The organism is Streptomyces sp. NPDC059874, from assembly GCF_042731135.1.
GTDB lineage: Bacteria > Actinomycetota > Actinomycetes > Streptomycetales > Streptomycetaceae > Streptomyces.
Genome location: NZ_JBHWJY010000082.1, coordinates 8640 through 22952, shown reverse-complemented (window position 1 = coordinate 22952; position 14313 = coordinate 8640). Strand labels below are relative to the sequence as shown.

Sequence of the window (14313 nt, the reverse complement as noted above, 5' to 3'; positions counted from 1 at the left end):
CGCCATGTACGAGCTGTCCCGGATCCGCCTCTACTCCATCGGGCCCGCCGGTGCGCGCTACGCCGACACCGTGCTCGACCTGCGCGGAGTCGGCGAGCCGGTGCCCCACCCGGCGCCGACGCAGGCGGAGTTCTTCGAGGACGAGCCCACCGGCCCGCCGCGCCGCCCCGCGCCCGCCGGCGTGCTGTTCCTGGAGAACGGCGGCGGCAAGTCGGTCCTGCTCAAGCTGATCTTCTCGGTGATGCTGCCCGGCCACCGCAACACCCTCGGCGGCGCCAGCTCGGGCGTCCTGCGCAAGTTCCTGCTCGCCGACGACTGCGGCCACGTCGCCCTGGAGTGGCAGCACACCCAGACCGGCGAGTGCGTGGTCGTCGGCAAGGTCAGCGAATGGCGCGGCCGCCAAGTCTCCAACGACCCCCGCAAGTTCGCCGAGGCCTGGTACTCCTTCCGCCCCGGCCCCGGTCTCAGCCTCGACAACCTGCCCGTCGCCGAGGCCACCGCCGTACGCCCGCCCGTCGAAGGCGCCTCCGGCGCACAGGGCCGCCGCCGCACCATGAAGGGCTTCCGCGACGCCCTCACCGAGGCCGGCAAGGCGTACCCGCACCTGGAGGTCTCCTGGGAGGAGATCCACGACCGCTGGAACGAGCACCTCACCGAGCTCGGACTCGACCCCGAACTCTTCCGCTACCAGCGCGAGATGAACGCCGACGAGGGCGAGGCCGCCGGTCTCTTCGCGGTCAAGAAGGACTCCGACTTCACCGACCTCCTGCTGCGGGCCGTCACCGACACCCGCGACACCGACGGCCTCGCCGACCTCGTCCACGGCTTCGGCAACAAGCTGGGCCGCCGCGCCGAGCTGATGGCCGAACGGGACTTCACCGCGGGCTCGGTGGACCTGCTCACCCGCATCGTCGAGGCCGCCGGGACCCGCTCCCGGCTGCGCGACGTCCACGCCGGCGCCGAACGCCGTACGCGCACCCTCGCCCGGCGGCTGTCGGCCCGCGCCGCCGAGGAACGCGGCCGCGCCGCCGAACTCGCCCAGCGGGTCACCGGCGCCGCCCACGAGGTCACCGCCGCCGAGTCCGCCCGCGCCCGCAGCGCCGCCGTCTCCGCCGAACTCGCGTACCGGCACGCCTCGCTGGCCCTGACCGTGGCCGACAAGGCCGCCGCCGCGCAGCGCCGCGAACTCCTCGAAGCGCGAACGCTGCACTCCGCGTGGCAGGCCGCCGAGAGCGTGCTGCGCCACCGCGCCGCCGCCGACCGTTCCGCCCGGGTCGCCGCCGCGATCCTGGAGGCCGAGCGGGACGCCGCCCCTGCGCTCGCGGCCCGCGCCACCGCCGCCGCCGAGCTGGTACGGGCCCTGCACACCGCCGCCGAGCACGGCGAACGGGCCGCCAACGAGGAGGAGGAGCGTTCCGCCGTCCTCCAGGACACCGCCGAGGCCGCCCACCGCGACGCCACCGCCGCCGCCACGGCCGCGCAGCGGGCCCGCAGCGAGGCCGAACACCTCCGCTCGCGCCTCGGCGAGGTCCAGCAGGAGACCGCCGAGGCCGTCCGCGCCGGCTGGCTCGACGACTCCGCCCCCGACGCGGACCCGGCCCGCGCCGCCCTCGCCGCCGCCGATGCCGAGAAGACCGCCGTGGCCGCCTGGGACGAGTCCCGCGAGGCCGCCCGGGTCGCCGCCGAGGCCGCCCGTGAGGCCGCCGCCGCGGAATCCCGCGCCGAACTCACCGCCGCCCGCGCGGCGGACGCCGCCGACGCCGTCGAGGCCGCCCACGACGCCGAACACCGCGCCGCCGCGTCCCTCGCCGAATCCCCCCGCCTGGCGGCCCTCCTGGGCCTCCCGGCGACCATGCAAGACCACGGCGGTACGTCGACCGGCACGCCCGGGGTCGGCGCCCCGGGTCAGGGCTCCGCCGAAGGCCGGGGTTCCGGCGCCGCAGGCGCCCCCGCCGGCCCGCAGGGCACCGGCTCTGCCGAAGGCACCGGCCCGAGCGGCCCGCAGGGCACCGGCGCAGCCCAGGCCGACCCCGGCACCGCCGGACGGCTGACGGCCGAGGACCTCGACCGGAACGCCGAGGACCTCCACACACTGCTCACCGACGGAGTCGCAGCCGCGGAACGCCAGCTGTTCGAGCTGCGCACCGCCGCCGCCGATGACGCCCGCATCCTCGGAGCCCTCGGCGACGGGGGTCTGCTGCCGCCCGGCCCCGACGTCCTCGCCACCGTCGAATACCTCGGTGAGCACGGCATCCCGGCGCTCCCCGGCTGGCGCTACCTCGCCCAGTCCGTGGACCCCGTCGACCACGCGGCCGTGCTCGCGGCCCGCCCCGAGCTCGTCGACGGCGTCGTCATCACCGACCCCGATACCCACAGCCGCGCCCGCGAGGTCCTCTCCGGCGCCGCCCTGCTGCCCCGCTCCACCGTCGCCGTCGGCACGGCCGCCGCCCTGCTGGCCCCCGTGCCCCCGGCCGAGGACGGCGATTCCGCCGTGTCCGGCATCTTCATCGTTTCGCCGAACCCGGCCATGCACGACGAACAGGCCGCCGACGAGGAGCGCCGGGCGCTGCGCACCCGCGCCACCGCGCGTGACACCGAGATCCGGGAGCTGGCCGCCCGCCTCGGCGGGGACCGCGAGCTCGCCGCCCGCCTCGCCTCCTGGCGCACCGGCTGCCCGCCCGGCAGGCTCGCCGAGCTCGCGCAGCAGGCCGCGGCCGCCCGGGGGTTCGCCGAAGAGGCCGACGCCGAGCTCGCGGAGGCCCGTACCGTGCGGGCCGAGGCCGACGAGGCCGCCGCCGACGCCGCCCGCGTCCGCGACGAGCGCCAGGACACCGCCCAGCGCGCCCGCCGCGCCGCCGACGCCCTCGCGGGCCTCGCCTTCCGCCTGCGCGAGCGCGCCGGCTGGCAGGCCAGGCTCCGCGAACTCGCCGACGAGGCCGCCGAGGCCGAGGCCCGCGCCGAGGTCTGCCTGGACCGGGCGCGCGCCGCCGACGAGGACCGCCGCGCCGCCCAGCGCGCCGCCGACGACGCCCGCCGCACCGCCCGCGCCCTGCGGGCGGAACGCGCCGAGATCGCGGGCGCCCCCGACCCCCTCCCCAAGGACGACGGCAGCCGCAAGGCCCCCCTCCCGGACCTCCGGGAGGCCTACCGGGCCGCCTCGCAGCTCTACGAGAAGGTGGGCGTCGGCGCCGACCTGCGCGCGGAGCAGGCCCGCGCCGAGAGCGACGAGAGCGCCGCCCTCGCCGAGCTCGACCGGCTCACCAACAAGGTCCGCACCCGCGCCGCCCAGCTCCTCGAAGGTACCGACGGCGCCGACGGCCCCTCCCGGCAGGCGGCGGCGGCCCGCGCCGAGTCCCTCGTACAGATGCTGGAGTCCCGCGCCTCCGCCGCCAGCGAGCAGCTCGGCCGGCTCCGCGGCGAGGCCGAGCGACACGCCCCCGCCGACGGCGAGGCGCACACCGAACTGCCCGACGAGCTCGTCCCCGAGGACGTCGAACAGGCCCAGGCCCTCCTGCGTACGGCCACCGCCCAGCACGCCGCCCACAGCGCCGCCGTGGAGTCCGCCCGAGCCGCCCACGCGGACCTGTTGCGCGCCCACCGCACCGCGGAGGACGGCGCCGGGGGCTTCGACGAGACCGCGGCCCTCCTGCGGGACCTGCTGCGCGACCACGCGCACCAGGAGGACGAACAGGAGCCCGCCGCGCACCCCGGCACCCTGGAAGAGGCCCGCCAGTCGGCCACCGAGGCCCGCCGCTCCCTGCGCGGCTGCGCCGCCGACCTCTCGGCCGCCGAAGCCGCGGTGCGCGAGGCGAGCGACATCCTGGTCCGGCACGCCAACGCCACCCGCTACGAGCAGGTACGCACCCCCGCGCGCCAGCAGATCCGCGAACTGCCCGCCTCCGCGCTGCCCGAGCACGCGGCGGCCTGGGCCGCGGCCTTCGCGCCGCGCCTGCGCGTCCTCACCGACGAACTGGCGCAGCTGGAGCGCAACCGGGACAGCATCGTCGACCGCCTGCGCGGGCTCGTCGAGTCCGCCCTGGCCACCCTGCGCTCCGCGCAGCGCCTCTCCCAGCTCCCCGAGGGCCTGGGCGAATGGTCGGGACAGGAGTTCCTGCGGATCCGCTTCGAGGAGCCGGACCAGGCCACGCTCACCGAACGGCTCGGCGAGGTCATCGACGAGGCGACCCGCTCGGCCCTGAAGAAGAACAGCAACGCCTCCTTCGGCGAAGGCCGACGCGACGGCATGTCCCTGCTGCTGCGGGGCGTCCAGGCCGCCCTCGAACCCAAGGGTATCGCCGTGGAGATCCTCAAGCCGGACGCGGTCCTGCGCGCCGAACGCGTCCCCGTCGGCCAGATGGGCGACGTCTTCTCCGGCGGCCAGCTGCTGACGGCCGCGATCGCGCTCTACTGCACGATGGCGGCGCTGCGCAGCAACGACCGCGGCCGAGACAAGCACCGGCACGCGGGCACGCTGTTCCTCGACAACCCGATCGGCCGCGCGAACGCCACGTACCTGCTGGAGCTCCAGCGGGCCGTGTCCGACGCGCTCGGCGTCCAGCTGCTGTACACCACGGGCCTGTTCGACACCACGGCCCTGGCGGAGTTCCCGCTGGTGATCCGGCTGCGCAACGACGCGGACCTGCGGGCGGGCCTGAAGTACATCAGCGTGGAGGAACACCTCCGCCCGGGCCTGCCCCAGCAGTCCCCCGACTCGGAGCCCATCCACGGCGAGATCACCGCGACCCGCATGTTCCGCCGCACGCCTTCCTGACGCGCCGCTCGCGCGGTCCCGCGCCTCAAACGCAGGCGAGGCCGGATTTCCCAGCCCCTCCGGCGTTTGAGGCGCTTCCCAGCCCCGCCGGGTTTGAGGCGCGGGGTCTGGGGCGGAGCCCCTGGGGGCACCACCCAGCGGTAGCTGGGGGAGAAACGGAGAAAGGGCGGGTCGGGGAGAGGCTCCGCGCAGCGGCGCCCGCACCCGCCAGTGAGACCGCGCGGCGACCGCGCACCCGCGAGCCCCCGCCCGGCGGCGGCCCGGCCCAGGACACCCCCTAGCGGCGGCCCGAAGCCGCCAGGTGACCGTCCTCGCGGGGTATTCGCCCCCGGCCGCGCTCCCGCGCGGATCTGGCCGCCCGGCGCGCCTCGCGGCGACGGGCCCGCGCCGTACTGCTCGGCTCCGAGAGGACCCCGTGGCGTTGGTTCCACGCCTGCCGGGTGATCCACACGTCCAGCACGCCCCACGTGGCCACGACCGTCCCCGCGACCGCGCCGAGCGCCATGGGGAAGGCGAGCCAGGAGCCGGTCAGCGTGAGGTAGAAGGCGATCGTGGCCACGGTCAGGGTCACGGCCACGATCAGCACCGCCCGCACCGCGGAAGCCCGCACCGGGTCCGGCATCCGGCGCCGCCCGGCAGGCTCCTCCACCCACAGCCCGCGCCGCACGCCATCGACCCCGGCCCAGCCCCCCGCATCGGCCGCCGCACCGGCCGTTTCGTCGCCCCCGCCCTCGTATCCGTTCACGGTCCGCTCTCTTCCCAACCCCGCGGCCGGCGTTGTCCGTCCCGCCATGTCTTCTACCCACCCCACCCCACCTACACAGACAGACGTCCGGCGCGGCCGGGAGATTCCCGAATCCCGGACGTATCCACCAGCCCCAAAGATCGCGGAACGAATAATTCCAGCCATCCATCCTGTTGCGGGAACCGACGCCCCACCAGGTGTCATCTGCCACAAATCGGGCCGCACTTGACCGGAAGTATCGGACAACTCGTGATCTTCATCCAGGCGTCCGGCCGAAAACGTCCGGACACGCCTTCGAAGCACCTCGTCGTCAGTAGTAGGCTCACGCCGTTTAAATGACGGAACACCGACCCCGATCAACGGGGTTGAGCTGGGGAGGCTGGGGAGGCCATGCGCTTTCGCGGGAAATCCATCCGCAGGAAGATCGTGGCGTTGCTGCTGGTACCGCTCGTCTCCCTGACTGCCCTCTGGGGCTTCGCCACGGTCATCACCGGCCGCGAGGCCGTCCAACTCCTTGACGTGGCCTACGTCATCGAGAAGGTCGGCTACCCCGTCGAGGACGTCGCCCGAGTCATCCAGAAGGAACGCCGACAGACCCTCGTACTGCTCGGTGATCCTCGGGCGTCCGGGGCGATAGCCGAGCTGACCAAGAGCCGCGCCGTCACCGACCAGGCCGTCGAGCAGATCAGCGCCAGCGCCCGGGACCCGAAGGTCATGGACGAGCTGAGTCCGCAGAGCGCCCGACACCTGCACTCCATCGTCGCGGCCTTCCACGGCATCGGATCCATGCGCCGTTCCGTGGACCAGAACTCCCTCGACCCCACGCAGGCCCTGGAGCTCTACAACCGACTCATCGACCCCTGCTACGACTTCCTCATGAACCTCCACGGTCTGGAGAACGTGGAGGTCGACAAGGAGGGCCGCGCGCTCGTCGGCATCAGCCGCGCCCGCGAGCTGTTCTCCCGCGAGGACGCCGTGATGGCATCCGCCCTGGTCTCCCGCAACGTCGACGCCACGAGCGTCCGCCAGATCTCCGACCTCGCCGCCAACCGCAAGCTGCTCTACGAGTTCAACCTCGTGACCCTCCCCGCCGAGGAGCGAGAGCGCTTCGAGTGGTTCTGGTCGGGCTCGGAGAGCAAGGCCCTGCGCGACGCCGAGGAACGTTTCATCACCGCCGGGGCCGGCAAGAACCCGCGCAGCACCACCCCCGCCCAGTGGGACGAGTACGCGACCAAGGCCCTTGACGACCTCGCGACCATGAACACCGAGGCGGGCGACCGCTACCAGCAGCGCATCGAGCCCGTCGCCATGGACGTGATGATCCAGGCCGCCGTCGCCGGCGTCCTCGGCTTCATAGCCCTGATCGTGTCGCTCATCCTGTCCGTCCGCATCGGCCGCGACCTGATCCGCGACCTGTCCAGGCTGCGCAAGGAGGCCCATGAGGCCTCCGGTGTCAGGCTGCCGAGCGTCATGCGTCGCCTCGCCGCCGGTGAGCACGTGGACGTCGAGACCGAAGCCCCCCACCTGGAGTACGAGAAGGACGAGGTCGGCCAGGTCGGCCAGGCCCTCAACAGCCTCCAGCGCGCCGCCGTCGAGGCCGCCGTCAAGCAGGCCGAACTGCGTCGAGGCGTCTCCGAGGTGTTCGTCAACCTCGCCCGCCGCAACCAGGTGCTGCTGCACCGCCAGCTGACGCTCCTCGACACCATGGAACGCCGTACCGAGGACACCGAGGAGCTCGCCGACCTCTTCCGCCTCGACCACATGACCACCCGCATGCGCCGCCACGCCGAAGGCCTGGTGATCCTCTCCGGCGCCGCGCCCTCCCGCCAGTGGCGCAAGCCCGTCCAGCTGATGGACGTCGTACGGGCCGCCGTAGCCGAGGTCGAGGACTACGAGCGCATCGAGGTGCGCCGGCTCAGCCGCCTGGGCATCGTGGGCCCGGCCGTCGCCGACGTCACCCACCTGATCGCCGAACTCCTGGAGAACGCCACCGTGTTCTCGCCGCCGCACACCGCGGTCCAGGTACTCGGCGAGCGCGTGGCCAACGGCTTCACCCTGGAGATCCACGACCGAGGCCTCGGCATGACCCCGGAGGCCCTGCTCGACGCGAACCTCCGGCTCGCCGAGACCCCCGAGTTCGAGCTCTCCGACACCGACCGGCTCGGCCTCTTCGTCGTCAGCCGCCTCGCGCAGCGCCACAGCGTCAAGGTCGTCCTCCAGCCCAGCCCGTACGGAGGCACCACCGCGGTGGTCTTCCTCCCCTCGGCCCTGCTGACCGAGGCTCCCGAAACCAACGGCACCGGCCTGCGCCTGGAGGACTCGGGCAAGCCCGCCTCCGAGCGGCCCGCGCCCGCAGCCGTCGACCGGGCGCCGTCCGGCCGCCCCCTGCCCGCCGGCGAACTGCGCGGTCCGGTCGAGCTGGAGGCCCCCCTCGGCATCAACGGGGTCGACGCCCTCGACTCCGTGCTGGACGAGGAAATCGCCACCGGCATAGCCGGCCTCACCGGCGTCGGCGGCCGCCCCGCCATGGCCACGCTCGACGACGAGACCCCGCCGGGCGGCACTCCGCGCAGCGCCCTCCTGGGGCTGCGCCCGGCCGACCGGCCGCACGGCGAGCGGCACACCGAGCGGAACGGAGCCCGCCAGGGCGCGGGCCGCGACCGCGAGCCGCTCACCCCCACCGGTCCGGTCCGGCTGGACACCCAGCGCCCCGACGCGGGCCTGCGCCCCGACGGCCGCCGCTCCCCAGGAGCGGTGCCGCTGCCGCGCCGCCGCCCCACCCCGACCCTGGTGGCCGAGCACGGCCGCCGCGTCGAGCCCCGCCCGGTGTCGGAGACCACCAAGCCCGCGCAGGCCCCCGCGCCCGCCGCCGACACCGTCGGCAGCGGTGGCCTGCCCCGCCGCGTCCGCCAGGCCAGCCTGGCGCCGCAGTTGAAGAACACCCAGGCATCGAAGCCCGCCGACACCTCCGCCGACGTGGTTGACCACCGCGACGCGGATGACGTACGGACGCGCATGTCCGCACTCCAGCGAGGCTGGACGGCGGGCCGCAACCAGCACGCACAGCAGTCCGAGACCGACGCCGGCACCCCCGCCGCCACCGGTCCCGCGAACGAGAACGAAGGGGACGGTCGATGACCGCACCGCAGACCGGCAACGACAGCAGGGGCCGCGGCTCCGGCCCGCTCAACTGGCTCCTCGACGAGCTCGTCGACCGAGTCGGCTCCATCCGCAAGGCCGTGGTCCTCTCCGGCGACGGCCTGCCCACCGGCAGCTCCAACGACCTGACCCGCGAGGACAGCGAGCACCTGGCGGCCGTGGCCTCCGGATTCCACAGCCTGGCCAAGGGCGTCGGCCGGCACTTCGACTCGGGCAAGGTCCGCCAGACGGTGGTCGAGCTCGACGAGGCCTTCCTCTTCGTGATGGCCGCCGGCGACGGCAGCTGCCTGGCCGTACTCGCCGACGCCGACTCCGACGTCGGTCAGGTCGCGTACGAGATGACGCTCATGGTCAAGCGAGTCGGCGACCACCTGGCGACCGCCCCGCGCACCGGGCTGCCCGCCGGAGGGTGAGTCGGACCGCATGAGCGACCCAGGCCAGGACCGCCGGCACGACTCCGACGACAGCAGCAACAACAACAGCAGCAACAACGACCACCTCCCGGTCGGCGGGACCGACGCGTTCGCCGCCGAGCACGACCACTGGTTCGACGACGACGCCGGCCCGGTCGTACGCCCGTACGCGATGACCCGTGGCCGGACCAGCCACGCGGGCCAGCACCGGCTGGACCTGATCGCGCTCGTCGTCGCCGAACCGGCGGCCGACGACCCGGTCTGGGACATGACCCTGTCCCCGGAACACGCGCACATCCTCGGAATGTGCCGCGACCGGCCGCAGTCGGTCGCCGAACTGGCGGCCGACGTCGACCTCGCGGTCGGGGTGGTGCGCGTCCTGATCGGCGACCTGGTCGCCGACGAACTGGTCCACGTGACCCGGCCGGTACCACCGGCCGAACTGCCCGATGAATCCATTCTGCGTGAGGTGATCGATGGCCTTCGGGCGCTCTAGCCGCACCGGTGCCATGCATGCCGTGTCACCGGTCGAGCCGCTGACCCTGAAGATCCTGGTCGCGGGCGGTTTCGGGGTGGGCAAGACCACCCTGGTCAGTGCGGTAAGCGAGATCAGACCCCTGCGGACCGAGGAACGGCTCTCCGAGCCGGGCGTCGGTGTCGACGACACCGGGGGAGTGGAGGGCAAGAACACCACCACCGTGGCGATGGACTTCGGGCGCATCACGCTCCGCGAGGACCTCGTGCTGTACCTGTTCGGCACGCCCGGCCAGGACCGCTTCTGGTTCCTCTGGGACGAGCTGGCCCAGGGCTCGCTCGGCGCGATCGTCCTCGCGGACACGCGCCGGCTCGCCGACTGCTTCGCGGCGATCGACTACTTCGAGCGGCGCGCGATCCCGTTCGTGGTCGCGGTCAACTGCTTCGACGGCGCGGACCGCCACCCGGTGGTCACCGTACGGGAAGCACTCGACCTCGACCCCGAGGTACCGGTGCTGCTGTGCGACGCGCGCGACCGCGAGTCCGTGAAGGACGTGCTGGTCGGAGTCGTGGAACACGCGATGACCCTGGCCCGCGCCCGGCGCCTGAGCCTGACGGCGGAGGCCGGGGCCTGACGTGGAGGCGGCCCGTACCCCCGCCGACTGGGGTACGGGCCGCAGCTCTCATGGGGGGTTCGGGGTCCCGGTCGCCGCGCGGGACTGTGGAGCGAGTGTGAACCCGCCACAAGGGGCCGTCAAGCGTTCGCACAACACGATCCCGGCCCCGCGCCTCGACGACGCCCGCACGGACCCACAGCCCGATCTCCACCGGGCCCCAAACACCACCCGCCACGGGCCTGCGGCCCGACGGGCAGCAGCCTCAAGGCATCGCCCACCACGGGCCTGCGGCACGCCCGATACGGGCTTCAACGCACCACCCCGCACGGGCCGGGGCACGCCCGGTAAGGGCCTCAACGCACCGCGCCGCACGAGCCTGTGGCACGGCCGATACGGGCCGTAACGCACGGCCCCGCACGGGCCGGAGGCACAGCCGGTGGGGGCCTCAGCGCACTGCCCCCCGCAGGGGCATGGCACCGCCCCGCACGGGCATGGCGCACGCCCGGCGTGGTTCCCTCCGGCCGGCCCAGCGGCAAGCGTCACCGCACCGCGATGACCGCCGATCCGTGCCCGAACAGCCCCTGGTTGGCCGTGATCCCGGCCCGGGCCCCCGGCACCTGTCGCTCCCCGGCCGTCCCGCGCAGTTGCCACGTCAGCTCGCACACCTGCGCGATGGCCTGCGCCGGAACCGCCTCCCCGAAGGAGGCCAGCCCGCCGCTCGTGTTCACCGGGATCCGCCCGCCGAGCGCGGTCGCCCCCTCCCGTACGAGCTTGGCTCCTTCGCCCTCCCCGCACAGCCCGATGTCCTCGTACCACTCCAATTCGAGGGCGGTGGAAAGGTCGTACACCTCGGCGAGCGACAGCTCGTCCGGCCCGAGCCCGGCCTCCTCGTACGCGGCGCGCGCGATCGAGGACCGGAAGGAGCCGGCTGCCGGTTCCACCGCCACCACCGAGTCGGTGGCGATGTCCGGCAGGTCCAGCACCGTCCGCGGATACGTGGGCGTCACCGTCGACACGGCCCGGATCCGCACCGGATCGCTCACCCCGCGGGAGCGCGCGAAGTCCATGCTGCTCAACACCAGCGCCGCGCCCCCGTCGGAGGTTGCGCAGATGTCGAGCAGCCGCAGCGGGTCGGCGACGATCGCCGAGGCCGCGACCTCCTCGGCGGTGACGGCCTTGCGGTAGCGGGCGTTCGGATTGAGCACCCCGGCCGCCGCGTTCTTCACCTTGACCTGGGCGAAGTCCTCCGCGGTGTCCCCGTGGACGGCCATCCGGCGGCGGGCGTACAGCGCGAAGTACGCCGGGTTGGTGGCGCCGAGGACACGGAAGCGCAGCCAGTCCGGATCGTCCGGCCGGTCACCCCCGGCCGGCGCGAAGAACCCCTTGGGCGCCGCGTCCGCACCCACCACGAGGACCACGTCGGCCAGCCCCGCCAGGATCTGCGACCGGGCCGCCCCGATCGCCTGCGCCCCGGAGGCGCAGGCCGCGTACACGCTGGTCACCCGCGCGCCCTGCCAGCCGAGCGCCCTGGCGAAGGTCGCACCGGCGACATAGCCCGGATATCCGGAGCGCACGGTGTCGGCGCCGACGATCGAGCCCACGTCCGTCCAGTCCAACCCGGCGTCGGCCAGCGCCGCCCGCGCGGCGACCCGCCCGTACTCGACGAAACTGCGGCCCCACTTGCCCCAGGGGTGCATGCCCGCCCCGAGGACGGCGACATCGGCGCTCACGCGGCCCCTCCCACCGGCTTGAACTGCCAAGTGGTCCAAGCGGTACCGGTATCCGCGTCCTCGTTCAGCACGCCGCCCACCACCTCGACCTCCATCCCGACCGCCAGATCGGCGACGCCCACCCCGGGCGCGGCCTGACCCAGTACGACCATCCCCTCGGCCTCCAGCTCCACCGCGACGAGTGTGTACGGCTCCCAGGGCGCGGCCGGATCGGACACGTACGGCGCGGGCGGCCGGTACCGCCCGTCCGTGTAGGACCAGACCCTGCCGCGCGCGGACAGCGGCACCTCGGCGAGCTCGCCGCCGCCGGGGCAGTGGGGATTGCGGCAGAACGCGTCCTCGCGCGGGAAGAACACCGCGGTGCAGGCCGAGCAGCGGGTGCCGAGCAGCCGAAAGCCGCCGCCGGCCGCGTCTTCGGTGAACCATCCGCTCACGACAGGTGTGCGTGTGCGTGCCAAGACCCCTCCCATGCATGAGAACTGACGCATCGTCAGGAGTCTGTCACGGGAGGACCGGCCCGGTCACCGGTTCTGGGCGAGCCACTTCCGCGCGATCTCGCCCAGCTCCGCGTCCCGCCCCGCCAGCATCATCCGGATCATCTGCGCGTCCCCGCGCAGCGACCACCCGGGATGACCGAAGCTGGCCGGATTGTTCTTCTCGATCAGAAAGTGCGCCGGCCAGGCGGTCCCGTACCCGACGAGGGGGAACGCGGCGAGGTACCGCTTGCGCCCGCGCGCCACCCCGTAGGCGGTCAGGGCCAGTCCGGTGAGCGTGCCGGTGAGGTGGACCCAGCGGGTGGCGGCGCGGGAGTGCATGGCCACGTAGTACGGCCAGAATTCCTCGTACGAGCTGAAAGTCATGCGGGCACGGTACTCACGGCCGGACGGAGGCGACAGCGACGGGGAAGTCGAAGTACGTATCCGGATACGCCTCGGGCTTGTACGTGAAGTGCCACCACTCCTCGGGAAGGTTCACGAACCCCTCCTCGGCCAGCACCCCCTTCAACAACTGCCGGTTGGCGCGGGCGGCGCCCGTGACCCGCGGATCGTCGGTGTGCGACAGCGGATCGAAGAAGTCGAAGGCGGTGCCCATGTCCACCTCCCGACGTGAAGGGAGCTCTTCCAAGGTCAGATCGACCGTACTGCCGCGGCTGTGACCGGACTTCTCGGCGATGTACCCCTCGGGAATCAGCCGGTCACGCTCCACGTGCGGATAGAACTCCGCCTTCGTCTCCCGGTCGTCCGGGCCGTCCGCCTCCCGGGCCCACCGCACGAACCGGTCCACCGCCCGCTGGGGCCGGTAGCAGTCGTACACCCGCAGCGAGTACCCGCGCCGCAGCAGCCTGTGCTGCGCCCGCCGCAACGCCTCGGCGGCGGGCCGGGCCAGCAGGCACACCGGGTCCTCGTACCCGTCCACCACCGAGCCGGTGAAGTTCCGCGCACCGGCGTACCGCATGTCCTGGCGGACACTCGGATCCACCTCGCGCAGCGCCACGAACCCGGAGGGCGCCGCCCCGCCGGCCAGCACGGCAACCACACCCACAACAGCCGTCATCCGCATACCCCTTGGCATACCATCGCGCCATGCCGGCACAGCTGAGGGACTCGCACTGCTCCACCTGCGGAGCGCCGTACTCCACCCGAACGTGGCCCCGTGGCTGCGCCGCCTGCGGGGCGGTCACCTACCGCAACCCCCTCCCGGTGGCCATCGCCCTGCTCCCCGTCGAAGACGCGGACGGCACCGGCCTGGTGGTCATCACCCGCACCATCGAACCGGCTCTCGGCGGCATCGCACTCCCCGGCGGATTCATCGACTTCGGCGAGGACTGGCGCGACGCGGTCGTCCGGGAACTCCGCGAGGAGACCGGCATCACGGCCCCCGCCTCGGAGGTGGCCCTGGCCGACGCCATGAGCTCCCCGGCGGGCCACCTCCTCCTCTTCGGCCTCCTCCCACCCCGCCCGACGTCCGCCCTCCCCACCTCGAAGCCCACGAACGAAACCAGGGGCTGGCACGTCCTGCACGCCCCGACCCAACTGGCCTTCCCCCTCCACACCCGCGCGGTGGCGGCCTGGTTCGCGGGCCGGTACACCTGACGGCACTTCCAGCCCCGCCGCCGTTTGAGGCGAGGGGTCCGGGGCGGAGCCCCGGTCTTGAGCCCGCACCAGCCCACTCACCCCGGTGGGCAATTTGGGCCTCGCCGCCGTTCAAGGCGCGGGGGCTCGGGGCGGAGCCCTGGTCGTGAGGCCGTACCCGTCCACTCACCCCGGTGGGCAATTTGAGCCTCGCCGCCTCTTAAAGGCGCGGGGTAACGGGGCGGAGCCCCGGTCTTGAGCCCGCACCAGCCCACTCACCCCGGTGGGCAATTTGGGCCTCGCCGCCGTTCAAGGCGCGGGGGCTCGGGGCG

General features: G+C 73.8%; 11 protein-coding genes. 6 read left to right on the top strand and 5 right to left on the bottom strand.

The features are described 5' to 3' along the window. Positions 1-4 precede the first annotated feature (4 nt). Positions 5-4771 (top strand): hypothetical protein, encoded by a 4767-nt coding sequence (locus ACFV9H_RS33340; RefSeq protein WP_385405751.1) that lies wholly within the window; start codon positions 5-7, stop codon positions 4769-4771. A 277-nt stretch (positions 4772-5048) separates the two neighbouring features. Here ACFV9H_RS33340 and ACFV9H_RS33335 read toward each other — a convergent pair whose 3' ends face one another. Then, positions 5049-5516: a hypothetical protein gene (locus ACFV9H_RS33335; protein WP_385405749.1), complete on the bottom strand. Its 468-nt coding sequence runs from the start codon at positions 5514-5516 to the stop codon at positions 5049-5051. Between the two features lie 390 nt (positions 5517-5906). On the opposite strand from ACFV9H_RS33335, the gene ACFV9H_RS33330 reads away from it, so the two are divergent. From ACFV9H_RS33330 to ACFV9H_RS33315, 4 genes are read left to right on the top strand one after another with little or no spacing between them, the layout of a single operon-like run. Beyond that, positions 5907-8654: a nitrate- and nitrite sensing domain-containing protein gene (locus ACFV9H_RS33330; protein WP_385405747.1), complete on the top strand. Its 2748-nt coding sequence runs from the start codon at positions 5907-5909 to the stop codon at positions 8652-8654. Beyond that, a complete protein-coding gene (locus ACFV9H_RS33325; protein ID WP_385405744.1) occupies positions 8651-9088 on the top strand; it encodes a roadblock/LC7 domain-containing protein in 438 nt (145 codons plus the stop codon). Before ACFV9H_RS33330 ends, ACFV9H_RS33325 begins: the two co-directional genes overlap by 4 nt. 10 nt (positions 9089-9098) lie before the next feature. Next, on the top strand, positions 9099-9584 hold the full coding sequence (locus ACFV9H_RS33320) for a DUF742 domain-containing protein (protein WP_385405742.1): 486 nt from the start codon (positions 9099-9101) through the stop codon (positions 9582-9584). Then, positions 9565-10197, top strand: coding sequence for an ATP/GTP-binding protein (locus ACFV9H_RS33315; RefSeq protein ID WP_385405740.1), 633 nt, complete (start codon positions 9565-9567; stop codon positions 10195-10197). The genes ACFV9H_RS33320 and ACFV9H_RS33315 overlap by 20 nt, the downstream gene beginning before the upstream one ends. A 521-nt stretch (positions 10198-10718) precedes the next feature. On the opposite strand, the gene ACFV9H_RS33310 is transcribed toward ACFV9H_RS33315, so the two are convergent. The 4 genes from ACFV9H_RS33310 to ACFV9H_RS33295 all read right to left on the bottom strand — a co-directional run bounded on the left by ACFV9H_RS33310 (position 10719) and on the right by ACFV9H_RS33295 (position 13463). Continuing rightward, complete coding sequence (locus tag ACFV9H_RS33310) at positions 10719-11909, bottom strand: lipid-transfer protein (protein WP_385405738.1); 1191 nt, start codon at positions 11907-11909, stop codon at positions 10719-10721. Further along, positions 11906-12367: a Zn-ribbon domain-containing OB-fold protein gene (locus ACFV9H_RS33305; protein ID WP_385405736.1), complete on the bottom strand. Its 462-nt coding sequence runs from the start codon at positions 12365-12367 to the stop codon at positions 11906-11908. The genes ACFV9H_RS33310 and ACFV9H_RS33305 overlap by 4 nt, the downstream gene beginning before the upstream one ends. 63 nt (positions 12368-12430) lie before the next feature. After that, entirely contained in the window at positions 12431-12769 is a 339-nt protein-coding gene (locus ACFV9H_RS33300; protein ID WP_385405733.1) for an Mpo1-like protein, read from the bottom strand. A 13-nt stretch (positions 12770-12782) separates the two neighbouring features. Further along, a complete protein-coding gene (locus tag ACFV9H_RS33295) occupies positions 12783-13463 on the bottom strand; it encodes a M15 family metallopeptidase (protein ID WP_385405731.1) in 681 nt (226 codons plus the stop codon). A gap of 29 nt (positions 13464-13492) precedes the next feature. Here ACFV9H_RS33295 and ACFV9H_RS33290 point away from each other — a divergent pair, with 29 nt between their 5' ends. Beyond that, positions 13493-14002: an NUDIX domain-containing protein gene (locus tag ACFV9H_RS33290; protein WP_385405728.1), complete on the top strand. Its 510-nt coding sequence runs from the start codon at positions 13493-13495 to the stop codon at positions 14000-14002. The last annotated feature ends 311 nt before the right edge of the window (positions 14003-14313 follow it).